Here is a 24,940-nt window from a genome sequence, read left to right as displayed (position 1 = left end):
GTGATTTTTTTGACCTATGAAGAAGTATGTAATTATATAGAAGAGATACCGAAATTTACTGTAAAGCACAGTCCGGAGCATACGAAGAGGCTGCTCGCCTGTTTAGGGCATCCGGAGCGTGATTTCGCGGTGATCCATGTGGCGGGGAGCAATGGAAAGGGAAGCGTCTGCAGGGCGGTCAGCCATGTACTTACGGAGAACGGGACGCGCACCGGGCTTTTTATCTCGCCGCATCTCGTCTGCATGGAAGAACGGCTGCAGATCAATGAGCAAAACAGCACAAAAGAGCAGTTCGTGGAGAGCTTTCTTACCGTGAAAAAAGCGGTAGAGCGTTTGCAGAAAGCGGGCGGGGAACATCCGTCATTTTTTGAGTATCTGTTTGCGATGGCAATGGTATTTTTCGCGAAAGAGAAGGTGGAAGCCGCAGTGCTTGAGACCGGGCTTGGCGGGAGACTGGACGCGACCAATGTGATCGAGTCCCCGGTGCTTACCGTGATCACCTCCATCAGCCTGGAGCATACCGAATATCTCGGAAATACGATCGCGGCGATCGCGGGTGAAAAGGCAGGCATCATAAAGCAGGGCGTGCCGGTGGTATTTGACGCCGGAAATGACGAGGCTTCTGCTGTGATAAGAAAAAGGGCGGAAGAAAAACAGGCACCCTGTTATCCGGTGCGGCCACAGCAGCTTAAAATAAAAAAAATTACGCGAAAAAATATTGATTTTTCATTTGCTTCCCGCTATGATGATGTTATTCCGATTGAGATACCGTTTGTGGCGGAATATCAGGTCATGAACATGGCGCTGGCATATCAGGCGCTTATGCTTTTGGCGCCGCGTTTTTCGCTTGCGCGGGAGAAGATCCTTTTGGCGCTTCGTACAGTCCGCTGGGCGGGCAGAATGCAGCAGGTGTGCCCGGAGGTATATTTTGACGGCGCGCACAATACCGCAGGGATTGAGGAATTTTTAAAGACCGTGCGGCAGATCGGAGGAAAAAAGCCACTGCTTTTGTTTTCCATGGTAAAGGAAAAAGATTATGCTGCAGTGGTACGGATGCTTTCCCGGACAGACTGGGGCGGCATTGTTGTGACGCATATTCCGGACGCGAGAGGCCTGTCGGTTGCTGCGTTACAGGAAGAATTTGAAAAAAATGGGAAAGAAACAGTTGGAATAAATGACTGCAGGGCAGCATATGATGGTGTAATGCAGAAAAAAGAGCCGGGGCAGACGGTGTTTTGCACAGGCTCGCTTTACCTGATCGGTGAACTTGAGAAAATAGCAGGAGGATTGAAAAAATGATCGATTTTGAAGAAGAATTAAAAAAATTTCAGCCAAGCCTTGAAGTAGAGGACGCGGAAGAAGCCATATATAACCATGACTTGACGGACATGACCGATATTTTAAAAGAAATGATGCGGGAAGCAAAGAAGAACAGAGACTAAGCAGCAGGAAGTTGAGCGAGGGAAAAATATGGAATGTTATAACTGTGGAGCAGAACTGACAAAAGAAGATTTTTGTCCGGACTGCGGAATCGACGTAAGTGTATACAAAAAGATCATCCGGACGGCAAACCTGTGTTACAATGAGGGACTTGCGAGAGCCTCCATCCGGGATCTGACCGGCGCGGCGGAATATTTAAAAGCCTGCCTGCGCTACAATAAGAACCACAAAGAAGCGAGAAATCTGCTGGGACTCATCTATTTCGAGATGGGAGAGACGGTCGAGGCATTAAGCCAGTGGGTGATCAGTAAAAATCTGCATCCGAGGGACAATATCGCGGCGCGGTATTTAGACGAGGTACAGAAAAACCCGGCAAAGTTGGAGGCCGTCAATCTGACGATCAAAAAATACAATCAGGCACTCACCTATTGCAGACAGAACAGCTGCGATCTGGCGGTGATCCAGTTAAAGAAGGTGCTGTCTTTAAACCCGAAGCTGGTCAAAGGACATCAGCTTTTGGCGCTTTTGTATATTCAGGACAAAAAATATGATCTGGCGAAGAAGGAGCTTCGTCTGGCCGGAAAGGTCGACGCAAACAATCTGACGACACTCCGGTATTTAAAAGAGATCGCAAACCATGCGCATGTGGAGACGGAACCGGCAAAAAAGGCAGAGAAAAAAGAAAAAGTGCGGGCATACCAGAGCGGAAATGATACGATCATTCAGCCAACGCAGTTTAAGGATAACACGGCGTCCCAGACGGTCATAAACATTGTGATCGGTCTGGTGATCGGAATCTTAATCACCTGCTTTCTGGTTGTGCCGAGCGTGCGGCAGAAGGTAAAAAGTGATGTGAATTCCGAGGTGATCGAGGCGAATGATACGATCTCGACCAAAAATCAGACCATCGAATCCCTGCAGGGACAGATTGAAGATTTAAACTCACAGCTGGAAGAGGCAAAGAATTCTTCGACCGAGACGACGGATAAGATCACATCCTATCAGCAGTTTTTAAATGCGTATGTCGCGTTTTCACAGGGCGATGTGGATACGGCGGGAACTGCGATCGAGAGTGTAAACCCGGATTATCTGGAGGGCGAAGCGCGTACCGCGTATGACACGATCAAAGGTCAGATCGATGCACAGTATCTGCAGTCTGTTTACGCGGAAGGTGAAAAGGCATACAACAGCGGAGATTACAAGACCGCAGTCGAAGATTTAAGAAAAGTAGTGGATACGGATGAAACGTTTGCGGATGGCGACGCGGTATATTTTCTCGCGCAGTCCTATCGCAAGAACGGCGATAACGAAAACGCGAAGATCTACTATCAGAAGATGGTGGATCAGTATCCGGGAACCAAACGCGCGGCAAATTCCCAGAATTATCTGAATGAATTAAACGCACAGTAAACAAAAGAAAAAAGAAAGAAGTTACAAAAGACGTCAGGAAAGAGATCCTGGCGTCTTTTTTATAAATTTTACCGACAAGGAGGGATGATATGGAAGGAAAATACAGGGTAAAGGACGGTTGCCTTACGGTGGCAATGCCAAAGGAACTGGATCATCACAGCGCGCTGGGACTAAAAGCGGAAACCGATATGCTGATCGGGGCATATCATGTGAGACGGCTGGTGTTTGATTTCTCGGAAACAGAGTTTATGGACAGTTCCGGGATCGGAGTGATCATCGGACGCTGTAAAAATATGAATTACGGCGGCGGAAGCGTGGAGGCGGAACATTTAAATGCCAGAATTGAAAAGATATTTCTGGTATCAGGATTAAATAAGATAATTAAGGTCAATCGGAAATAGGCGGATGAGACAGACGGAGGATTTATGGAGAACAGAAACGAAGTGACGATAACATTTGACGCATACTCAGTAAATGAGGGCTTCGCGCGGATGGTGGCAGCTGCGTTTGCGGCGGAATTTAACCCGACACTGGATGAGATCGAGGATATCAAGACAGCGGTATCGGAGGCGGTCACAAACGCGATCATTCACGGATATGAGGAGACAAAGGGAAAGGTTCACATGGCGCTTTTGCGGGAGGAGGACGAGCTTACGGTTTCCGTGGAGGATTTCGGAAAGGGGATCGCGGATATCGAGAAGGCAAAAGAGCCTTTTTTTACGACAAAACCGGAGCTGGAGCGTTCGGGCATGGGGTTCGCGTTCATGGAAGCGTTTATGGACAGCGTTCTGGTGGAGTCTGTCCCGGGAACAGGGACGAAGGTCACAATGAAAAAATACATAAGGTCAGGGGAAGCATAGGCATATATGGAGCAGGTGGCAGAGCTGATAAAAAAATCCCAGGCAGGGGACAGACAGGCAAGAGATAAACTGATCGCGGACAACCTTGGGTTAGTATACAGTGTGGTGGCGCGTTTTGCCGGAAGAGGGCATGACAGGGAAGAACTGGTACAGATCGGAAGTATCGGCCTGATCAAGGCGATCGACAAATTTGACTGTTCCTATGAGGTGAAATTTTCCACTTATGCGGTTCCCGTAATCTGTGGGGAGATCCGGCGGTTTCTGCGGGATGACGGGCCGATCAAGGTGAGCCGCAGCTTAAAGGAAAACGCATGGAAGATTAGACAGGCGCAGCGGGAGCTGGCACAGGAGCTTGGCAGGGAAGCTACGATCGAGGAGGTCAGTAAGAAAACAGGGATCGACAGAGAGGATATCGTGATGGCACTTGACGCAGCCGTCGAGGTGGAGTCGATCTATAAGACCGTGTATCAGTCCGATGGCAATGAGATCTTTCTGGTCGATCAGGTGGTATCGGGACAGGGCGGCAGTGTCGGCTGCGCGGCGGGAAGCGGCACCGGAGAGGATGAGACGGCGCGTCTTTTAAATGAGCTTGTGGTAAAAGAACTTTTAGACGGGCTTTCCGCAGAGGAACAGACGCTGATCCGGCTGCGCTATTTTGAGGATAAAACACAGACTGTGGTGGCACAGGCACTCGGGGTCAATCAGGTCAAGGTGAGCCGGATGGAAAAAAAGATCCTGCTTTCCATGCGCAAAAAGCTGACGCAGTAGGAAGGGCTGTCCATTTTTGCCGGTTCCTGTTATAATGAAAAAAATACAGGGCAAAAAGGAGAGGCGCAAAGGAAAATGAGATATCAGAATTATGTATTTGATCTCTACGGTACACTGGTGGATATCCATACGGATGAAGAACAGCAGATGCTGTGGGAAAAGATGGCGATGTTTTACGGATACCAGGGGGCATTTTATACCCCGGCGGAACTGCATGACGCGTTTTATGATATGGTGCATGACCTTGAGGATATGCAGAAAAGCGAGATGTTAAAAACGGGAGAATACGCGCACGAGGCGTTCCCGGAGATACAGATCGAAGATGTGTTTTTAGGGCTGTTCCAGAAAAAGAATGTGGAACGGGATATGGATTTCGCGATCCTGACCGGGCAGTTTTTCCGGGCGCTTTCCACAGAATATATCAGACTTTATGAGGGCGTGCCGCAGATGCTTTCGGCGCTGAAAAATACGGGAGCCGGAGTCTATCTTTTGTCCAACGCGCAGCGGGCGTTTACCGAATATGAATTAAAGGGGCTTGATATTTTTAAGTATTTTGACGGCATTTTGATCTCCTCGGACTACGGAACCAAGAAACCGGATATCCGCTTCTTTGAGACACTTTTCCGGCGCTATTCCCTAAAGCCGGAGGAATGCCTGATGATCGGAAATGACAGGAACACGGACATCGCGGGCGCAAAGGAGGCGGGAATGCACACGTTATACATCCGTTCCAATCTTTCCCCGGCTTCGGATCAGGGTCCTGCCGCGGAAATGGAACTCGCGCAGATGGATATCGGGCAGGTCATGTCCATGCTCGGATTGTAGACGAAAAGAATAAATTTCTTGTAATTCAAAGGTGTGTGTGCTATACTTTGGATACATGAATGCGAGAATAGTTTTCATGCAAATATTTGCCCACCGGGTGTGAAGCTGGTCAAAGATCCGGCGTTTTATCCGGTTAAGCCCATACGGACAGGCGGGGCAGCTGCCGATTGTGGTGGGAGACCACATTATTGATTGAGTTAGAAGCTCAAATTTTATAAGTTGATTAGGAACATCATCGATATTTAGTATTTAGAATATCACTTGTGAAACGGTCAATAAAGAGTAGTAATAGCAAATATTTGCTGGCGCGAGCCAACGTATAACTCTGAAAATTATTTTTGCAGAAGGTAAAGTAGGAATACAGAAATAAGACTGTGAAAATAGGATGATACAAGGACAGGTGATGCGTTGCCTGTCCTTTTTGTAATGGCGACGGGGAAAAGACGAAGACATCCCGTCTCTGTGTATAGAAGAAATGTGAGGAAACTGTGATGAGAGAAGAAAATCCGCAGATGCATGCGCCGGTGTATGAAGCACTGGAACAGTTAAAAAAAAGAAGGGTGGTTCCATTTGATGTACCCGGACACAAACGGGGCAGGGGAAATCCGGAGCTTGTGGAACTGCTCGGAGAAAAATGTGTGAGTCTGGATGTGAATTCCATGAAACCGCTTGACAATCTCTGCCATCCGGTCTCGGTCATCAAGGAAGCGGAGGAGCTTGCGGCGGAGGCATTCCGTGCGGATCACGCTTTTTTTATGGTAGGCGGAACGACTTCCTCGGTACAGAGCATGGTGCTTTCTGTCTGTAAGGCTGGGGATAAGATCATCCTGCCGCGGAATGTACACAAGAGCGTGATCAACGCGCTGGTGCTGTGCGGCGCGACGCCGGTCTATGTCAATCCCGAGGTCGATAAAAAGCTTGGAATTTCCCTTGGAATGAAGGTATCCGAGGTGGAGCGGGCGATCCTTGACAATCCGGGAGCGGTCGCGGTGCTTGTGAACAACCCGACGTATTACGGGATCTGTTCGGATCTGCGCTCCATCGTAAAGCTGGCACATGAGCATGAGATGCTGGTGCTTGTGGATGAGGCGCACGGAACACATCTTTATTTTGGAGAGAATCTGCCGGTCAGCGCGATGGACGCCGGAGCGGATATGGCGTCTGTCTCCATGCACAAATCAGGTGGCAGCCTGACACAGAGCTCACTGCTTCTCACCGGAAAAAATGTCAACTGGGAGTATGTAAGCCAGATCATCAATCTGACGCAGACGACGAGCGCGTCCTATCTTTTGATGTCAAGTCTTGATATTTCAAGAAGGAATCTTGTCCTGCGCGGAAAGGAATCTTTTGGAAAAGTAAGCCAGATGGCGGAATACGCGAGACAGGAGATCAACGACATCGGCGGTTATTACGCGTACGGCAGGGAAATGATAAATGGAGGAAGCGTCTATGACTTTGACGTGACCAAGCTCGCCGTGTATACAAGAGATATCGGGCTTGCCGGGATCGAAGTCTATGACCTTTTGCGGGATGAGTACGATATCCAGATCGAGCTTGGCGATATCGCGAATATCCTTGCCTATATCTCCATCGGAGACCGGATGCAGGACATTGAGCGTCTGGTCGGCGCGCTTGCGGATATCAAGCGTCTCTATTCCAAAGATCCGGCGAAGATGTTAAATACCGAGTACATCAATCCGACGGTTCTGGTATCGCCGCAGGCCGCGTTTTATTCGGAGAAAAAATATATTCCGATCCGGGAATCGGCCGGAAAGATCTGCGGAGAATTTGTTATGTGTTATCCGCCGGGGATCCCGATCCTCGCGCCGGGAGAGATGATCACGCAGGAGATCATTGATTATATTGTATATGCAAAAGAAAAAGGATGCTCCATGCAGGGAACAGAAGACCCGGAGGTGGAGTACTTAAATGTACTGTCGGATGAACGGCAGGTATGGAAATAAAGGAGGAGAAAGCCGGTGGAACTTTGGTTTTCAGATTACCACACGGAGCATGTGAAAGTGTCGGTAAAGGTAGAAAAACAGCTTTTCGGGGAACAGACCGATTATCAGCGTATTGACGTATTTGAGTCGAAAGAGTTCGGGCGTTTTTTGAGTTCGGACGGAAGCATCGTATTTTCCGAACAGGATGAGTTCGTCTATGACGAGATGATCGTACATGTGCCGATGGCGGTGCATCCGCATGTGAGAAAGGTTCTGGTCATCGGTGGCGGTGACGGCGGCGTGGCAAGAGAACTTTCCTATTATGATGAGATCGAAGAGATCGATGTGGTGGAGCCGGATGAGGTGTTCGTGGAGGTCTGTAAAAAGTTCTTCCCGGATAATGCGTGCGGTCTGGATGATCCGCGTGTGAAGGTTTACAATGCGGACGGACTGCGTTTTCTGCGCACGAAAAACGACATGTATGATCTGATCATCAACGACGCGATCGATCCGCTCGGACATACGGCGGGACTTTTTACCAAGGAATTTTACGGAAACTGTTTCCGCGCGCTCAAAGAGGATGGGATCATGGTATACCAGCACGGAAGTCCGTTTTATGACGAAGACGAGGAATCCTGCCGCCTCATGCACCGCAAGGCGAGCCACAGTTTTCCGATCAGCCGTGTGTATCAGGCACATATCCCGACCTGTTCTTCCGGGTACTGGCTGTTTGGATTTGCGTCAAAAAAATATCATCCGCTCGTGGATCTGGATGCGGCGCGCTGGAAAAAGCGCGGGATCAAAACCTGGTATTATACGACAAACCTGCATAAGGGCGCGTTCATGCTGCCAAAATATGTAGAGGATATGTTGGAAGAAGAAGAAAGAGCAAAAGCATAGAAGCTTACAGATAAAGGAGGATAAAAACATGGGAAGATTACTGATTATCGGCTGCGGAGGAGTTGCGGGAGTCGCGATCCACAAATGCTGCCAGAACAGCAAAACATTTACAGAGATCTGCATTGCGAGCCGTACCAAGGAAAAGTGTGATGCGTTAAAGGAGAAGCTGGAAAAGACGACAGATACCGTTATTACCACAGCAAAGGTGGATGCGGACAATGTGGATGAACTGATCCGGTTGATCCGGGATTACAAGCCGGACGCGGTACTTAACGTGGCACTGCCGTATCAGGATTTGACGATCATGGATGCGTGTCTTGCATGCAAAGTGGATTATATCGACACGGCAAACTATGAGCCGGAAGACACGGATGATCCAGAGTGGCGTAAAATTTATGAGAAACGCTGCAAAGACGAAGGATTTACCGCATATTTTGATTATTCCTGGCAGTGGGCATATCAGGAAAAATTTAAGGAAGCAGGGATCACGGCACTGCTCGGAAGCGGATTCGATCCGGGTGTTACGAGCGTCTTCACCGCGTATGCGTTAAAGCATTATTTTGATGAGATCGAGTATATCGATATCTTAGACTGCAACGGCGGAGATCACGGTTATCCGTTTGCGACCAACTTTAACCCGGAGATCAATCTGCGCGAGGTTTCCGCAAATGGTTCCTACTGGGAGAACGGACACTGGGTAGAGACAGAGCCGATGGAGATCAAAAGAGAATATAATTTCCCGCAGGTCGGCGACAAGGATATGTATCTTTTGCATCATGAGGAGATCGAGTCTCTGGCAAAGAATGTGCCGGGCGTAAAACGTATCCGTTTCTTTATGACCTTCGGACAGAGCTATCTGACACACATGAAATGCCTGGAGAATGTCGGTATGCTTTCCACTTCACCGATCCAGTTTGAGGGCAGGGAGATCGTGCCGATCCAGTTCTTAAAGGCACTGCTTCCGGATCCGGCATCCCTGGGACCAAGAACCGTAGGAAAGACCAACATCGGATGTATCTTTACCGGAAAGAAAGACGGAAAAGAAAAGACGATCTATATCTATAATGTCTGCGACCATCAGGAATGCTACAAAGAGGTCGGATCCCAGGCAATTTCCTATACGACCGGTGTTCCGGCAATGATCGGAGCTGCGCTTGTAGTGGACAAGGTATGGGATAAAGACGGTGTATTCAATATCGAGGAGTTCGATCCGGATCCGTTTATGGATATGTTAAACCAGTATGGTCTGCCGTGGATCGTGGATGAAAATCCAAAGACCGTAGAATAAGCATTTCAAATGATAACAAAGTAAGGACAGAGGAAAATATGAAGACTTGTACCTGGGAAACGCTGCCAACGCCCTGCTATGTGGCAGATGAGAAAAAATTAAAACAGAACCTGGAGATCTTAAAAAATCTGGAACAGGAGACGGGCTGCCATGTGCTTTTGGCGCAGAAAGCGTTTTCCATGTACCACCTGTATCCGCTGATCGGACAGTATATCAGCGGGACAACGGCGAGCGGGCTGTATGAGGCGCGCCTTGGCAGGGAAGAAATGGGAAAGGAAAACCATGTCTTCGCGCCGGCTTACAAAGCGGAGGATATGAAAGAGCTGTCTGAGATCTGCGACCATATCATCTTTAACTCCTTTGCGCAGTACGAAAAGCACCGGGAAGCGGCAGGAAAAGCGAGTATCGGGATCCGTGTGAATCCGGAGTGCTCCACGCAGGAAGGACATGCGATCTATGATCCGTGTGCGCCGGGCTCAAGACTTGGTGTCACAAGAGCGCAGTTTCCGGAGGAACTGCCGGAGGACATCGAGGGACTGCATTTTCATACGCTGTGTGAACAGGACGCGGATGATCTGGTCAAAACCTTTTATGCGTTCGAGGAAAAATTCGGGCAGTATCTCACAAAGATCAAATGGCTTAACCTGGGTGGCGGTCATCATATTACAAGACCGGGTTATCATCTGGAAGAGTTAAAAAAGCTTATCGGTTATATTACCGATCGCTATCATCTGACGGTTTATCTCGAACCGGGGGAAGCGATCGCGTTGAATGCGGGATATCTGGTGACGGAAGTGCAGGATATTGTAAAAAACGATCTGGATATTTTAATCCTCGACGCGTCTGCGGCGTGTCATATGCCGGACGTGCTTGAGATGCCGTATCGTCCGCCGTTAAGAGGCGGATTTCCGGCAAAGGAGAAGCCATATACCTACCGGCTGTCCTCGATGACCTGTCTGGCGGGCGATGTGATCGGAGATTACAGTTTCACGCAGGAGATCCATGTGGGCGACCGGCTCGTATTTGAAGATATGGCGATCTATTCCATGGTAAAGAATAACACGTTCAACGGAATGCCGCTTCCGGCGATTGCGGTGCAAAAAGAGGATGGCACCGTGCAGATCGTAAAGGAATTCGGCTATGAAGATTTTAAGATGCGTTTGTCATAAAAGATAATGGAGAAAAGAATGGAACAGAAACGAGAGCAGACCAAAAGCCCGGCGGCAGACGGCTTTATCATGCCGGGGGAATTTGAGCCGCACCGTGGATGCATCCTGATCTGGCCGGAGCGTCCGGGTTCCTGGATCTACGGGGCAAAGGCGGCGCGCGCGGCGTTTCGCAATGTGATAAAGGCGATCGCGGCAAGTGAAAAAGTCTATGTCGCGGTCGGAGCGGCGGGCATGGAATCCGCCAAAGCCATGTTAAAGGAAACCGGGGAGCCGTGGCAGGAAAATGTGGAGCTTTTTTCGGCAAAGACCGATGATGCGTGGGCAAGGGATGTCGCACCGACATTTGTAAGAAAAGGAAATGTGTCAGAAGAGCATGAGATCCGCGCGGTGAACTGGGAGTTCAATGCGTGGGGCGGTGAAGTTGACGGGCTGTATGCTTCCTGGGAAAAGGACAATGCGTTTGCAAAGTATTTTGCGGAAATCTACGGTTATCCGGTCTATGACGCAGCACCGTTCGTGCTGGAAGGCGGTTCGATCCACAGCGATGGAAAGGGGACGGTCATGGTGACCGAATCCTGTCTTTTGAGTGCGGGACGAAATCCGAAGCTTTCCAAAGAGGAGATCGAGCAGCGCTTAAAGCAGTATCTTGGGGCAAAAAAAGTCCTCTGGCTGCCGCGCGGCATTTATCAGGATGAGACAAACGAGCATGTCGATAATGTGTGCGCGTTTCTGCGTCCGGGAGAGATCGTGCTGGCGTGGACGGATAACAGAGAAGATCCGCAGTATGCGCTCTCTGCAGAGTCACTTGCCTATTTGGAACAGGAGACGGACGCAAAAGGCAGGAAACTTGTCATCCATAAGCTGCCGATCCCGGATATCCCGGTCTGCATAACAAGTGAGGAACTTGCCGGTTATACGTTCGAGGCCGGTGAAGATGAGCGGGAGGCAGGAGAACGGCTGGCGGCATCTTATGTAAACTTCTATTTTTCCAATGACGCGGTGGTAATGCCGGTCTTCGGCGGAGAAAATGAAGAAAGTGACAGGCGGGCGGTGGCATTGATGCAGGAGTGGAACAAAGACCGCAGGGTGATCCCGGTTTACGCAAGGGATATTCTGGTCGGTGGTGGAAATATCCACTGCATCACACAGCAGATCCCGCTTTAAATGGGACATTTCAGGGAAAGGAAAGAGTAGATATGAGCAAAGTGAAGGTGGCAGCCATTCAGATGCGCTGTGAAAAAGAAATAGAAAAGAATCTTGCTTCTGCGGAAGCAAAGATCAGGGAAGCGGCGAAGATGGGAGCGCAGATCATATTGCTGCCGGAGCTTTTTGAACGGGAATACTTCTGCCAGCAGAGACGTTATGATTTTTACGCCTATGCAAAGCCGGTGGAGGAAAATGACGCGGTGCAGATGGGAATGCGGCTTGCGAGGGAGCTTTCCGTTGTGCTTCCGATCAGCTTTTACGAGAGAGACTGCAATAATCTCTACAATTCCGTTGCCTGTATCGATGCGGATGGAACGCTGCTTGGTGTATACCGTAAGACCCATATCCCGGATGACCATTACTATCAGGAGAAATTCTATTTCACGCCGGGGGACACCGGATTTCAGGCGTTTGCCACGAAATACGGCACGATCGGTGTCGGCATCTGCTGGGATCAGTGGTTTCCGGAGAGCGCGCGATGCATGGCGTTAAAGGGCGCGGAACTGCTGTTTTATCCGACCGCGATCGGATCGGAGCCGATCCTTGCGTGCGACAGTATGCCGCACTGGCGCAGATGTATGCAGGGGCATGCAGCCACCAACCTGATGCCGGTGATCGCTGCGAACCGGATCGGGGAAGAAAGCGTGGAGCCCTGTGAGGAAAACGGTATGCAGAGCTCAAAACTTAATTTTTACGGATCTTCGTTTATGACGGATGAGACGGGAGAACTCATAAAGAGCGCGTCCAGAGATACGGAAGAGATTCTGATGACGGAATATGACCTTTCCGATCTGATGGCAAAACGGCTCGAGTGGGGGCTGTTCCGCGATAGAAGACCGGAATATTACGGGATCATTGCAGGGAAGAACTAACGCATTAGTTCTTCCTTTAATTTTTTTGCGGCAATGCTTAAAGGACGGTTCTTGTCACAGAGCAGACATACGCACCGGTCAGGAAGCGGCTCTGTGATCGAAATCTGGCAGACCTCGCCCTTGGCGATCGACTCCTGTGCCAGCTTTTCGGGATAAAAACCGATGCCCAGATTGTGCGCGATCATCGGCAGGATCTGGTCGGTTGTCGCAGCCTCCATATCCGGCTGGAACGGCAGACCATAGTTTAAAAAGTACTGGATATAGAGCTGTCTGGTTCCGGTGTCATTTCCAAGCGAGATGAATGGCGCGTCGCCAAAATCCGCAAGGTGGCGTTTGTCGGCTGCGGCGGAAGCGAACTTTTTCCCGCCGAGTAAGATCTCATGGAAGGAATAAAGCGGAACTTTCTGCAGAGAATTTTTGAGCGTAAGTGGTGTGGTTACGATCGCAAGATCCGCAAGCCCGTTTTCTAAGGCAGTGATCGCCTGTGGTGTGGAATAATTTAAGATCCGGAGGCGCACATGTGGATAGCGCTCGCGGAAAACTTCAAGTTTGTCTAAAAGAACAAGGCGCAGTGCCGTTTCACTTGCGCCGATCGTGATAAGACCGCTCTCAAGCTCGCGGTCTTTTTTTAATTCTTCTTCTCCGACCAAAAGCTGTTCGTAGGCAATCGCGGCGTGCTCATAGAGACGGGTTCCTTCCGGTGTCAGGGTGACGCCCCGGTTAGAACGGACAAATAATTTGCAGTTTAACTCATGCTCGAGATTGTTCATGCAGCGGGTGATGTTGGGCTGGTTGTTCCCGAGCACTTCCGCCGCTTTGGTGAAGCTGTGGTACTGGGCTACAAAATAAAAGATCCGGTAGTAATCGTAGGTGATCATCGCATAAGTCCTTTCTTTGGGTGAGATCGCACAATATAAAAATAATATGACAAATATATGAAATATACGTTTTACATCTTGCTGTCTGGACAGTATAATACATACGGTAAAAAAAAGCAAGAAGGATGTGAAAAAAGTGACAGAACGGGGAAATCAGGGAAAGAAACATAACCCGATCGTGGCATGTCTGCTTTCTGAAAACCAGATGTCGGAGGCGTTTATCAACAGCGCGTTTCTTGCGCTATCCGGGGGCTTTCAGGACGCATACACTTATAATACAAGGAATGAGGTGTTCTCAAACGCGCAGACCGGAAACGTGGTTTTGATGAGCCAGCATTTTATGGCAGGGGAGTGGATGGACGGACTGCGTTATCTGCTGCCGCTCCTTTCGTTTGCGCTTGGCGTGTTCTTAGCGGAGAAAATACAGAACCGTTTCCGGTATGCAAGAAAAATGCACTGGAGACAGGGGATTCTTCTTGCGGAGATCGTGATCTTATTTTTGGTCGGATTTATGCCGGCGGCACTCAATATGACAGCGACCATACTGGTATCTTTTGCCTGCGCGATGCAGGTGCAGACGTTTCGCAAGGTCAACGGTTATTCCTACGCGAGCACGATGTGCATCGGAAATCTGAGGAGCGGAACGGCGGCGCTGTCAGTATATATGCGTGAGAAAAAAACGGATCAGTTAAGAAGATCACTTTATTATTTTGGCGTGATCCTGGTATTTGGAATCGGAGCAGGGATTGGCGGAAACCTTTCGGCAAACTACGGAATCCACACGATATGGGTATCCTGCGTCTTTTTGGGTATCAGTTTCTTTTTAATGGGAATCGAGAAGTTAAAATAAAAAAAGGAGAACAATAACATGGATTACAGTGCGATGAAAACAGAGGAACAGAAGAAAGAGCAGGAAAAATGTCTTGCCGAATACCGCAAATATCAGGAGCTTGGGCTGTCGCTCGATCTCTCCAGAGGAAAGCCGTCAGCGGAGCAGCTGGCGCTTTCGATGGGCATTCTGGACTCGTTAAAGAGTACATCGGTGTTACATACCCAGAACGGAACAGACTGCCGCAACTACGGCGGGCTTGACGGCATTGAGGAGGCAAAAGATCTGATGCGGAAGATGCTCGGAACCAAACAGACCAATGTGATGGTACTTGGAAACAGCAGTCTGACGATCATGTTTTTGCTGTTCAACCATGCCATGTTAGACGGGCTGCTTGGCGAGACACCGATGTGTATGCAGAAAAAACGGAAATTTCTGTGCCCGGCGCCGGGATATGACAGACATTTCGGCATGACCGAGTATTTCGGGTTTGAGCTTGTGACTGTCCCGATGAAAGAGGATGGACCGGATATGGATGTGGTGGAAAAGCTTGTGGCATCCGATGAGACGATAAAGGGAATCTGGTGCGTTCCGAAGTATCAGAATCCGACCGGCGTGGTATTCAGTGAGGAGGTAGTGAAACGCTTTGCCGCTTTAAAACCAAAGGCAAAAGATTTCCGTATCTTCTGGGATAACGCATACTGTATACACGATCTGTATAAGGAGGAGCATGAGATCCCGGATCTTTTGGATCTTGCGGAAAAAGAAGGAAACGGAGACATGGTCTACGAATTTTGTTCGACCAGCAAGGTGGCATTTCCGGGAGACGGGATCGCGGCGTTTGCGACAAGTCCGGCAAATATGATCGCGTTTAAAAACTATCTGAAACAGGGAACGATCGGACCGGACAAGATCAATCAGCTGCGCCAGGTGCGCTATTTTCACAGTATCGGTGAGATAAAAAAGCACATGAAAAAACAGGCAGATATCATGCGTCCGAAGTTTGAGATGGTCGAGCGCATTTTAGAGGAAGAACTTGGAAGTGCGAAGATCGCGTCCTGGACCAATCCGCGCGGAGGATATTTTATCTCCTTCGATACGATGGAGGGCTGCGCGAAGCGGACGATAGAACTGTGCCGGGATGCCGGAGTAAAATTTACACCGGCGGGAGCAACATTCCCATATGGAAAAGATCCGAAAGACTCCAATATCCGGATCGCTCCGTCTTTTGCATCGGCGGAGGAGATCGAGATGGCGACAAAGATCTTTGCGGTCAGCGTCAAACTGGCGACCCTTGAAAAACTGTCAGCAAATTCTTGACATTACGGAACCGGAACGTTACCATGAAAATACAGGGATGTCCGGATATCCGGCATTCAAAAGCAGTGTATCAAAGGATTACAGGACATGACGTTACAGCAGTTGAAATATGTGGTGACCGTTGCGGAACAGGGAAGCATCAGCGGTGCGGCAAAGGAACTTTTCATTTCCCAGCCGAGCCTTACCAATGCGATCAAGGAACTTGAAAAAGAGATGCAGATCACGATCTTTCACCGGACAAATAAGGGGATCATCGTATCCGGCGAAGGGGATGTGTTTTTGGCATACGCGAGACAGGTCTTGGAGCAGGCGGATCTTTTAAAGGAAAAATTCTTAAATGTAAAGAAGCAGAGTCCGCGTTTTTCGGTATCATGTCAGCATTATTCGTTTGCGGTCAACGCGTTTGTGGACGTGATCGAGGCGTTTGATGCGGATCAGTATGATTTCACGCTGCGGGAGACACAGACCTATGAGATCATAGAGGATGTGAGCCGCATGAAAAGTGAGATCGGGATCCTCTATGTCTCTTCGCAGAATGAGGAGATCATACGCAAACTGATCGCGAAAAATGATCTGAAATTCGAGGAGCTTTTTGTCGCGAAACCTCATGTGTTTATCAGCGCGCGCCATCCGCTGGCGGAAAAAGAAGCCATTTCGCTGGATGACCTTGAGGAGTATCCGTATCTCTCTTTTGAGCAGGGAGAATACAATTCGTTTTATTTTTCCGAGGAGATTTTAAGCACGCTTGACCGGAAGAAAAATATCAAGGTGCGCGACCGTGCAACGCTGTTTAACCTGGTGATCGGGCTGAACGGTTATACGGTGAGCTCCGGTGTGATCAGCAAGGAATTAAACGGTGAGAACATCATTGCGAAGCCGCTTTTAGTGGACGAATATATGAAGATCGGGACGATCACGCAGAAGAACATGGCACCAAGCCGGTACGGCGCGGTGTACATGGAAGCGTTAAGGCATCACATCGATCAGGCAGATAGCAGTCTGGTATAGTAAAAAACTATATCAAACTGCTATTTTTTTGTATTTTTCAAATGGAAATCAAAACCGTATACTTATGCACATAAGAAAAGTGAATGACAGCGCAGTCAGAAAGCATAAGGAGGGTATGATGAATACAGCAGTAATCGGTTTTCCGAGAGTTGGAAAATTAAGAGAATTAAAATTTGCTTCCGAGAAATTTTTCCGTCAGGAGATTTCTGAGGAAGAGTTGCTTGCCGTTGCGGCAGAACTTCGAAAAGAACACTGGGGATTTGAAAAAGAGGCGGGGATCCACTATATCTCTTCCAATGATTTTTCTTTTTATGATGGAATGCTGGATACGGCAGTGATGCTTGGCGCAGTACCGCAGAGCTACCGTGGGCTTGGGCTTTCCGATCTTGCCACCTATTTTGCGATGGCAAGAGGTTATCAGGGCGACCATGGGGATGTCAAGGCATTTCCGATGAAAAAATGGTTCAACACGAATTATCATTATATGGTGCCGCAGCTTTTTGATGATATGAAACTTGCGCTGTCAAAAGATAAACTGATCGGTGAATACGAAGAGGCGAAGAACGCAGGGATCCTCACAAAACCGGTTGTGATCGGACCGTTTACATTTTTAAAACTGGCAAATTACAATGGAAAGAAACAGCTTTCCGATTTTGTCCCGGAGATCAGGGCGGTATATGAAGAGCTGTTTGGCGAGTTAAACAAAGCCGACGTGGAATGGGTACAGATCGACGAGCCGTATCTGGTGACCGATCTTTCTGCGGAAGATGTCGCACTGTTCGTCTCACTCTACACGGATATCTTAAAGAGCAAGGGAAAGGTAAAAGTTCTGCTCCAGACCTATTTCGGGGATGTGCGTGACTGCTATGAAGAACTGACCGGACTTCCGTTTGACGGACTTGGACTGGATTTCCTTGAAGGAAAACAGACACTTGCGCTTTTGGAGAAATACGGTTTCCCGGCAGATAAGATTTTATTTGCGGGTGTGGTAAACGGAAAAAATATCTGGAAGTGTGATTATAAAAAGACACTGGAGTTACTTTTGACGATCAAGAATATCGCAAAGCAGGTTGTGATCGCAACTTCCTGCTCTCTGCTCCATGTTCCGTACACCCTGGAAAACGAGACAAAGCTGGAAGAGGATGTGAAAAAGCATTTTGCGTTCGCAAAGGAAAAACTGACAGAGCTTTCCGAACTCGCAGTGCTCACAGAAGAAGCAGAACCGGAGAACTCCGAGAGTTATAAAAAGAATCAGGCGCTGTTTGCGGACGAGCGGCTTTATCTTGACAGGGGAGTACAGGATGCGGTTGCCGCGTTAAAGGAAGAAGATTTCCACCGCGAGATGGCAAGAAGCGAACGTGAAAAGCTGCAGAAAGAGGAGTTCGGGCTTCCGTTACTTCCGACAACAACGATCGGTTCTTTCCCGCAGACCAGGGAAGTAAAGAGAAACCGCAGCAGCTACCGCAAGGGCGAGATCGACAAGGCTGCCTACGATAAGCAGGTATTTGCGTTTATCAAAGACTGTATCAAATTGCAGGAAGATCTTGATATTGATGTACTTGTACATGGAGAATATGAGCGAAACGACATGGTTGAGTTCTTTGGTGAGAACCTTGCAGGCTATGTTTTCACGGAAAAGGCATGGGTGCAGTCCTATGGAACCAGATGCGTAAAGCCGCCGATCATTTTCGGTGATGTAAAGCGCATCCGTCCGATCACCGTAAGCTATTCCGAGTATGCACAGAGCCTGACCAGCCGTCCGGTAAAGGGTATGCTGACCGGTCCGGTCACGATCTTAAACTGGTCATTCCCGCGTGAGGATGTTTCCTTAAAAGAGATGGCTTATCAGATTGGAATCTCGATCCGTGATGAAGTGTGTGATCTGGAAGCGGCAGGGATCCGTGTCATCCAGATCGATGAGGCGGCACTCAAGGAAAAACTTCCGATCCGCAGAGCAGAGTGGTACAGCGAATATCTGGACTGGGCGATCCCGGCATTCCGTCTCTGTGCAGGAAAGATCAGACCGGAGACACAGATCCATACCCATATGTGCTACAGTGAATTCAATGAGATCGTACAAGACATCGATAACATGGATGCGGACGTGATCTCCTTTGAGGCATCCCGCTCCAATCTTACGATCATCGATGCGTTAAATGCGGCTCACTTTGAGACAGAGGTGGGACCGGGTGTTTATGACATCCATTCTCCGCGTGTGCCTTCCGTGGATGAGATCGTGGATGCATTAAGGAAAATGCTTGCAAAGATCGATCCTGACAAACTCTGGGTAAATCCGGACTGCGGACTGAAGACCAGAGGAATTCCGGAGACCGAGGCGAGCTTAAAGAACCTGGTCGCGGCGGCAAAGATCGTTCGTGGGGAACTCGAAACAAAATAAAGATTGCTTTTCCGTGATGTATTGGGTAAGATAATAGAGAAAAGTCAAGGGAGACGATGCGGCAGGCAGCGTCTCCCTTTTTTGACCGTTTGGGAATGCAATGAGAAAAAAGGATTGCGAGATCTATGGAGAAACAAAAAAAGCCGGTCATCGGAGTCTGCCCGCTCTATGATGAAACGAAAGAGAGTATCTGGATGCTTCCCGGTTATCTGGAAGGGTTAAAGGAGGCGGGTTCGATTCCCGTTATCCTGCCGCTTACAGCAGAAAGGGCGGATTACGAAACGCTTGACGCACAGATAGACGGATATCTGCTGACCGGAGGCCATGACATAGACCCGGCGCTGTATGGGGAAGAACGAAATAAAAACTGCGGCGAACCCTGCAGGATGCGGGATATGATCGAGCCGTGGATCTATGAGCGGGCAGTTTTGGAGGATAAGCCGGTGCTTGGTATCTGCCGTGGCATCCAGTTTATCAATGTGGCAGAGGGCGGAACGCTCTATCAGGATCTTCCGAGTGAATATCAGACAGGAGTGGAACACCATATGTGTGCGCCGTATGACCGTGCGGTGCATGAGGTTGACATAAAATCAGACAGCCCACTGTATGACCTGTTAAAGAAAGAAAAACTCGGGGTAAACAGCTATCATCATCAGGCAGTGCGCACTGTGGGAGATAAACTTTCTGTCATGGCGGTTTCTGAGGACGGGCTTGTGGAGGCGGTATGCCGGAAAGACCGTACCTTTGTCTGGGGCGTGCAGTGGCATCCGGAATTCCTGTACCGGAAGGACGCGGATGCGAAAAAGATTTTTCAGGCATTTGTGGATGCGTGTAAAAAATAGTACTTTTTCTTTGAAAAATGGTGTATACTCGGATGTGCAGAAAAAAAGAACGTAATATGGGGGAAGATCTATGTCTGATAACCGTGATTTTTTAGGAACTGAACCAATCGGATCGTTGTTACGCCGGTTAGCGCTGCCAACCGTAGCCGCCCAGATCATAAACATGCTTTATAATATTGTGGATCGTATATACATCGGCCACATACCGGGAGACGGCGTGCTTGCACTGACCGGGGTTGGCGTCTGCATGCCGCTTATCATGATCGTGACTGCCTTTGCGGCTTTCGCGGCATCCGGCGGGGCACCGAGGGCATCGATCTTTATGGGAAAGGGAGACAAAGAGTCTGCGGAAAAGACACTCGGGAACTGTCTGACGCTTCAGATCATCATCTCCGTTATCTTAACGGTGGTACTGCTTGTCTATAGCCGTCCGGTGCTGTTACTATTTGGTGCCAGTGAAAATACGATCGGCTATGCGACAAGTTATATGAACCTGTACGCGCTTGGCACGGTCTTTGTGCAGGTGACGCTTGGAATGAATGCGTTCATCACGGCACAGGGCTTCGCGAAGGAGGGAATGTTTTCCGTACTGATCGGGGCGATCGCCAATATTTTGCTGGATCCGGTCTTTATCTTTTTATTCCATATGGGAGTCCGCGGCGCGGCACTCGCAACGATCGTGTCCCAGGCATTGTCCTGCCTGTGGGTTTGCACTTTCCTGTGCGGGGAATCGACACATTTAAAAATAAAAAGAAAGTATATGAAAATGGAAAATGGAATCGTGCTGCCGGTGCTTGCGCTCGGGCTCGCGACATTTACCATGCAGGCAAGCGAGAGCGTGATCTCGTTTTGCTTTAATTCTTCGCTTGCAAGATATGGCGGGGATATCGCGGTCGGAGCCATGACGATCTTAACGAGTGTGATGCAGTTCGCAATGCTGCCGTTACAGGGCTTGGGACAGGGCGCGCAGCCGATCATCAGCTACAATTACGGCGCGAAAAACGCGGATCGTGTTAAAGCGGCGTTCCGCCTGCTGTTAAAATGTAACTTATGTTATTCCGTTACGCTCTGGCTGCTTGTGATGATATTTCCGCAGGTGTTTGCAGGGCTTTTTACGGCAGACCCGACACTGCTCGCCTATACAAAACCGGCGCTTCGGATCTATCTGGCGTGTCTTGGGCTGTTCGGCATACAGCTTGCCTGCCAGATGACGTTTACCTCGCTTGGCAAAGCGCTGGATTCCATTGTGGTCGCGGTCATGCGAAAATTTATTCTGCTCATACCGCTTATTTATCTGATGCCGCGGCTTTTCCCGGAGAACCGGGCGATGGCGGTATATCTCGCGGAGCCGGCAGCCGATTTTTTCGCGATCCTTTTTACCTCAATTCTCTTTACGAGTGAGTTTAAGAGGGCACTGAAAAAAATGCGGCAGGAATAAAGAACAGAAAAAATCCACATCCTGTGTTTTTGGCAGGGTGTGGATTTTTTTGTAGTTACGCAAAGAAGAGTTTTAAATCATCTTCTACGGTTCCGATACCGGCGATCCCGAAGTTTTCCACCAGAACTTTTGCCACATTCGGGGATAAGAATGCAGGAAGTGTCGGTCCGAGGTGAATGTTTTTCACGCCGAGGTAGAGCAGGGAGAGCAGTACAATGACGGCTTTCTGTTCATACCAGGAAATATTGTAGACGATCGGCAGTTCATTGATATCGGAGAGCCCGAATACCTCTTTTAATTTTAAGGCGATGACAGCGAGGGAGTAGGAGTCATTGCACTGTCCGGCATCCAGTACGCGCGGAATACCGTTGATATCGCCGAGATCCAATTTATTGTATTTGTATTTTGCGCATCCGGCAGTCAGAATGACGGCATCTTTTGGAAGTGCTTTTGCAAAATCCGTGTAGTAATTTCTGGATTTCGCTCTGCCGTCACAGCCTGCCATGACGACAAATTTTTTGATGGCGCCGGATTTTACGGCATCAACGATCTGATCGGCAAGCGCGAGTACCTGATTGTGCGCAAATCCGCCGATGATCTCACCGTGCTCGATTTCTTCCGGTGGCGCGGTGCGTTTTGCGTGTTCGATCAGTTCGGAAAAATCCTTGGTCTCTCCGATGCCGCCGCAGATGTGTTTACAGCCCGGATATCCGGCGGCGCCTGTGGTATAGAGGCGGTCTTTATAGCTGGCCTTCGGCGGTACGATACAGTTGGTGGTCATTAAGATCGGACCATGGAAACGCTCAAATTCTTCCGTCTGTTTCCACCAGGCATTTCCGTAGTTTCCGGCAAAGTGCGGATATTTTTTGAATGCCGGATAGTAGTGGGCAGGAAGCATCTCGGAATGGGTGTAGACGTCCACGCCGGTTCCGTTTGTCTGATCTAAGAGCATTTCAAGATCTTTCAGGTCATGACCGGAGATCAGGATAGCCGGGTTATTTCTTACGCCAATGTTTACCTTTGTGATCTCAGGATTGCCGTAGGCGCTTGTGTTTGCTTCATCTAAAAGTGCCATGCCGTCCACACCGTATTTTCCGGCTTCGAGTGTGAGTGCGATGAGGTCGTCCACAGAAAGAGAGTCGTCAAGCGTGGCAGCGAGTGCGCGCTGTAAAAAGGCATCGGTCTCTGGATCCGATTTTAACAGGGCGTTCGCATGCTTGGAGTAGGCGGAGAGACCTTTTAATCCGTAGGTGATCAGTTCGCGCAGACTGCGGATGTCCTCATCTTTGGTCGCAAGGACACCGACGGCAGCGGCTTTTGTCTCGTATTCCGACTCTTTTCCATTCCAGAACGCCGCGTCCGGGAGAACGGTGGTGTCAGAAAGCTGTGTGAGCAGTTCTTCTTTTAAGGCCAGAGTTTCGCGAATGCGTAATACGATGGCTTCCTTGTCAAAATTTGCATTGGTGATCGTGGTAAACAGGTTTACGCTGATCCTGTGATCGGTGGACGCGGCAACCGCCTTGCCCTCTTTGCGCAGTGCGGTGGTCACAGCGGAAATGCCTTTGGTCACATAAATGAGCAGATCCTGCATGGCAGCCAGATCCGGTTTCTTTCCACAGACACCCGCCTGGGTACAGCCTGTGCATCCGGCAGTTTCCTGACACTGATAGCAAAACATCTTATATTCCATAATGAAAATCCTCCTGATTGATTTGATGTGTTCTTGACTTTTCAAACGCAGTATAATATGATCCAAACAATAAATATGTTGTTAAAACAACAAAAGGAGAAAAATTTATGAATTATTTTAAACTCGCGCGGACACCGCTGTTCGCGGGGACGACAGAAGAGGAGATAAAGCAGATGCTCACCTGCTTAAAGGCGGTCGAGCGGAACTATAAAAAAGGAGAGACCATCTACTGTGCAGGGGATGTTACGACCGAGATCGGGCTGGTGCTCTCGGGCAGTGTCCTGATCGAAAATGTGGATGCGTGGGGAAACTGCAGTGTCTTGGACAAGGTCGGCGAGGGGAGGATCTTTGCGGAATCCTACGCCTGTGTGCCGGGGGAACGGCTGATGGTCAATGTGACCGCGCAGGAGCCGGCGGGGATCCTGTTTTTGGATGTCACGAAAATGCTTCAGATCTGTCCGAACGCCTGTAGCTATCATCAGAAGCTGCTTAAGAATCTGCTCTCCGTTTCCGCACGGAAAAATCTGCGTCTGTCGAGAAGGATTTTTAATACCTCGTCAAAATCCATCCGGGGGCGGCTGCTATCCTATCTTTCGTATGAATCCATGCAGCATGCGGGCAGTGAATTTGATATTTCCTATAACAGACAGCAGTTAGCCGATTATCTGAGTGTGGATCGGTCGGCGCTGTCCAAGGAACTTGGAAAGATGCAGAAGGAGGGGCTCATTCGCGTCGAGCGGAATCATTTTTGCATTTTGAAGACACCGGAGCTGTAAAAAAGAAAAATTTTTCTGTTTCTGAAACCTTAATGGAAAATCACGGGTATTATATGTGAAAAGACAGCAACACGCGTGAAAAATTTTAAGGGAGAAAAAAGAAATGAAAAATAAGAAAATTGCGATTATGGTAATGATGATGACACTGGCAGCAGTGGGAAGCATGGGTTGTGGAAAGAGCGCGGGAGCCGGTCAGACAGTTTCCGCGGAGAAAGAAAAAGAGGAGTCCTGGATCGATAAGGAGTGGGACGAGGACGACAGTGAAGACTGGCATTCAAATTCAAAAGATAAGGATAAAGATAAGGATAAAAAGGAGGAAGATACCGAGCAGATCGACATGGAACTGGCGACTGAGGAAGATGACAGCGAATATGTCGCATCCTACGGATCTTCCCATGGATCTTCCCATGGTTCCTCACACGGATCTTCCCATGGTTCTTCTTATGGAACGCACGATACGGTCGATCTTGGCGCGGATACCGACGATCATACGATAGATGCGGTACAAAGCAGCGGCAGTGCCGGACTGCTCTCCGATGACTGGAGCGATATGGAGTTTATGCTTGACGGAGCTTACTACGCGCTTCCGGCATCTTATCAGGAACTGGAAGAAAACGGATGGAGCTTTGACCTTGCGGAATATGGTTATTCGGACGGATATGTTTTAAATCCGGGTGATAAGACCTATGATACGATCGAACTCACCAATCCGGCGTATGACGAGGATCTCATGGTGTGGGTAGGATTTATCAATACCAGTGACACGGCAAAAGATATTTTGGACTGCGATATCTGGAGTATTCAGTTAGACACCTGCAGTGGTTTTACACAGGTGGATGATTATCCGTATATGGAGATCGCGGACGGTATTGGCATCGGCAGTACCCGTGAGGAGGTCGAGGCAGCATTCGGGCCGTGTGATGACATTTATGAAGCGGATGAATATGGTTATGTGACTTACAACTACAATGTAGATTATACCTATTATTTAAAGATCACGGTTTTTGATGACATGGGCGTGACCGCGATCTCGATGAGCACTTATGAATAAGATGCACGGATCTGTGAGGGGACTGCCGT

General features: G+C 49.0%; 23 protein-coding genes. 21 read left to right on the top strand and 2 right to left on the bottom strand.

Annotated features, from left to right (window positions below):
* Positions 1-9 precede the first annotated feature (9 nt).
* The 13 genes from H8Z76_RS11155 to aguB all read left to right on the top strand — a co-directional run bounded on the left by H8Z76_RS11155 (position 10) and on the right by aguB (position 12,681).
* Positions 10-1,299, top strand: a complete 1,290-nt coding sequence (locus tag H8Z76_RS11155) for a bifunctional folylpolyglutamate synthase/dihydrofolate synthase (protein WP_186982522.1) — start codon at positions 10-12, stop codon at positions 1,297-1,299.
* Entirely contained in the window at positions 1,296-1,442 is a 147-nt protein-coding gene (locus H8Z76_RS11150; RefSeq protein WP_022514420.1) for a hypothetical protein, read from the top strand. Before H8Z76_RS11155 ends, H8Z76_RS11150 begins: the two co-directional genes overlap by 4 nt.
* Before the next feature lie 28 nt (positions 1,443-1,470).
* The gene (locus H8Z76_RS11145; protein WP_186982521.1) at positions 1,471-2,850 is read left to right on the top strand and encodes a tetratricopeptide repeat protein; all 1,380 of its coding nucleotides are present in this window, start codon (positions 1,471-1,473) and stop codon (positions 2,848-2,850) included.
* Positions 2,851-2,939: 89 nt separating this feature from the next.
* Entirely contained in the window at positions 2,940-3,251 is a 312-nt protein-coding gene (locus H8Z76_RS11140; protein WP_022514418.1) for an anti-sigma factor antagonist, read from the top strand.
* Between the two features lie 24 nt (positions 3,252-3,275).
* Positions 3,276-3,710 carry an anti-sigma F factor gene (gene spoIIAB, locus H8Z76_RS11135; RefSeq protein ID WP_022514417.1) on the top strand — a complete coding sequence of 145 codons (435 nt, stop codon included), beginning with the start codon at positions 3,276-3,278 and terminating at the stop codon, positions 3,708-3,710.
* Positions 3,711-3,716: 6 nt separating this feature from the next.
* The gene (locus tag H8Z76_RS11130; RefSeq protein ID WP_186982520.1) at positions 3,717-4,478 is read left to right on the top strand and encodes a SigB/SigF/SigG family RNA polymerase sigma factor; all 762 of its coding nucleotides are present in this window, start codon (positions 3,717-3,719) and stop codon (positions 4,476-4,478) included.
* Positions 4,479-4,553: 75 nt separating this feature from the next.
* Positions 4,554-5,303 (top strand): HAD family hydrolase, encoded by a 750-nt coding sequence (locus H8Z76_RS11125; protein ID WP_022514415.1) that lies wholly within the window; start codon positions 4,554-4,556, stop codon positions 5,301-5,303.
* 491 nt (positions 5,304-5,794) lie between these two features.
* Positions 5,795-7,267 (top strand): aminotransferase class I/II-fold pyridoxal phosphate-dependent enzyme, encoded by a 1,473-nt coding sequence (locus H8Z76_RS11120; protein ID WP_022514414.1) that lies wholly within the window; start codon positions 5,795-5,797, stop codon positions 7,265-7,267.
* A 15-nt stretch (positions 7,268-7,282) separates the two neighbouring features.
* Positions 7,283-8,146 carry a polyamine aminopropyltransferase gene (speE, locus tag H8Z76_RS11115; RefSeq protein WP_022514413.1) on the top strand — a complete coding sequence of 288 codons (864 nt, stop codon included), beginning with the start codon at positions 7,283-7,285 and terminating at the stop codon, positions 8,144-8,146.
* Between the two features lie 28 nt (positions 8,147-8,174).
* Positions 8,175-9,434, top strand: a complete 1,260-nt coding sequence (locus H8Z76_RS11110; protein WP_186982519.1) for a saccharopine dehydrogenase family protein — start codon at positions 8,175-8,177, stop codon at positions 9,432-9,434.
* 38 nt (positions 9,435-9,472) lie between these two features.
* Entirely contained in the window at positions 9,473-10,603 is a 1,131-nt protein-coding gene (gene nspC, locus H8Z76_RS11105) for a carboxynorspermidine decarboxylase (RefSeq protein ID WP_186982518.1), read from the top strand.
* 18 nt (positions 10,604-10,621) lie between these two features.
* A complete protein-coding gene (aguA, locus tag H8Z76_RS11100; RefSeq protein WP_186982517.1) occupies positions 10,622-11,767 on the top strand; it encodes an agmatine deiminase in 1,146 nt (381 codons plus the stop codon).
* A 32-nt stretch (positions 11,768-11,799) separates the two neighbouring features.
* Entirely contained in the window at positions 11,800-12,681 is an 882-nt protein-coding gene (gene aguB, locus H8Z76_RS11095) for an N-carbamoylputrescine amidase (protein WP_186982516.1), read from the top strand.
* Here the strand turns inward: aguB and H8Z76_RS11090 are convergent.
* Positions 12,678-13,559, bottom strand: a complete 882-nt coding sequence (locus tag H8Z76_RS11090; protein ID WP_186982515.1) for a LysR family transcriptional regulator — start codon at positions 13,557-13,559, stop codon at positions 12,678-12,680. The two genes, aguB and H8Z76_RS11090, sit on opposite strands and share 4 nt — an antisense overlap.
* Positions 13,560-13,764: 205 nt before the next feature.
* Here H8Z76_RS11090 and H8Z76_RS11085 point away from each other — a divergent pair, with 205 nt between their 5' ends.
* The 6 genes from H8Z76_RS11085 to H8Z76_RS11060 all read left to right on the top strand — a co-directional run bounded on the left by H8Z76_RS11085 (position 13,765) and on the right by H8Z76_RS11060 (position 21,394).
* Positions 13,765-14,409: a YoaK family protein gene (locus H8Z76_RS11085; protein WP_186982542.1), complete on the top strand. Its 645-nt coding sequence runs from the start codon at positions 13,765-13,767 to the stop codon at positions 14,407-14,409.
* An 18-nt stretch (positions 14,410-14,427) separates the two neighbouring features.
* A complete protein-coding gene (locus H8Z76_RS11080) occupies positions 14,428-15,708 on the top strand; it encodes an aminotransferase class I/II-fold pyridoxal phosphate-dependent enzyme (protein ID WP_186982514.1) in 1,281 nt (426 codons plus the stop codon).
* A gap of 87 nt (positions 15,709-15,795) precedes the next feature.
* The gene (locus H8Z76_RS11075) at positions 15,796-16,716 is read left to right on the top strand and encodes a LysR family transcriptional regulator (protein WP_022515803.1); all 921 of its coding nucleotides are present in this window, start codon (positions 15,796-15,798) and stop codon (positions 16,714-16,716) included.
* Between the two features lie 118 nt (positions 16,717-16,834).
* On the top strand, positions 16,835-19,114 hold the full coding sequence (gene metE / locus H8Z76_RS11070) for a 5-methyltetrahydropteroyltriglutamate--homocysteine S-methyltransferase (RefSeq protein ID WP_186982513.1): 2,280 nt from the start codon (positions 16,835-16,837) through the stop codon (positions 19,112-19,114).
* A gap of 125 nt (positions 19,115-19,239) precedes the next feature.
* Positions 19,240-19,956 carry a gamma-glutamyl-gamma-aminobutyrate hydrolase family protein gene (locus H8Z76_RS11065; RefSeq protein WP_186982512.1) on the top strand — a complete coding sequence of 239 codons (717 nt, stop codon included), beginning with the start codon at positions 19,240-19,242 and terminating at the stop codon, positions 19,954-19,956.
* Positions 19,957-20,026: 70 nt separating this feature from the next.
* The gene (locus H8Z76_RS11060; protein ID WP_186982511.1) at positions 20,027-21,394 is read left to right on the top strand and encodes an MATE family efflux transporter; all 1,368 of its coding nucleotides are present in this window, start codon (positions 20,027-20,029) and stop codon (positions 21,392-21,394) included.
* Positions 21,395-21,449: 55 nt separating this feature from the next.
* Here H8Z76_RS11060 and hcp read toward each other — a convergent pair whose 3' ends face one another.
* Positions 21,450-23,084: a hydroxylamine reductase gene (gene hcp / locus H8Z76_RS11055; RefSeq protein WP_186982510.1), complete on the bottom strand. Its 1,635-nt coding sequence runs from the start codon at positions 23,082-23,084 to the stop codon at positions 21,450-21,452.
* A gap of 107 nt (positions 23,085-23,191) precedes the next feature.
* On the opposite strand from hcp, the gene H8Z76_RS11050 reads away from it, so the two are divergent.
* Together H8Z76_RS11050 and H8Z76_RS11045 are read left to right on the top strand one after the other, a co-directional pair.
* A complete protein-coding gene (locus H8Z76_RS11050; RefSeq protein WP_022515808.1) occupies positions 23,192-23,860 on the top strand; it encodes a Crp/Fnr family transcriptional regulator in 669 nt (222 codons plus the stop codon).
* 103 nt (positions 23,861-23,963) lie between these two features.
* Positions 23,964-24,911, top strand: coding sequence for a hypothetical protein (locus tag H8Z76_RS11045; protein ID WP_186982509.1), 948 nt, complete (start codon positions 23,964-23,966; stop codon positions 24,909-24,911).
* Positions 24,912-24,940 lie beyond the last annotated feature (29 nt).

This window comes from Roseburia yibonii (genome assembly GCF_014297335.1).
GTDB classification, from domain to species: Bacteria; Bacillota; Clostridia; order Lachnospirales; family Lachnospiraceae; genus Roseburia_D; species Roseburia_D yibonii.
This window is presented reverse-complemented; position numbering and strand designations above follow the sequence as displayed.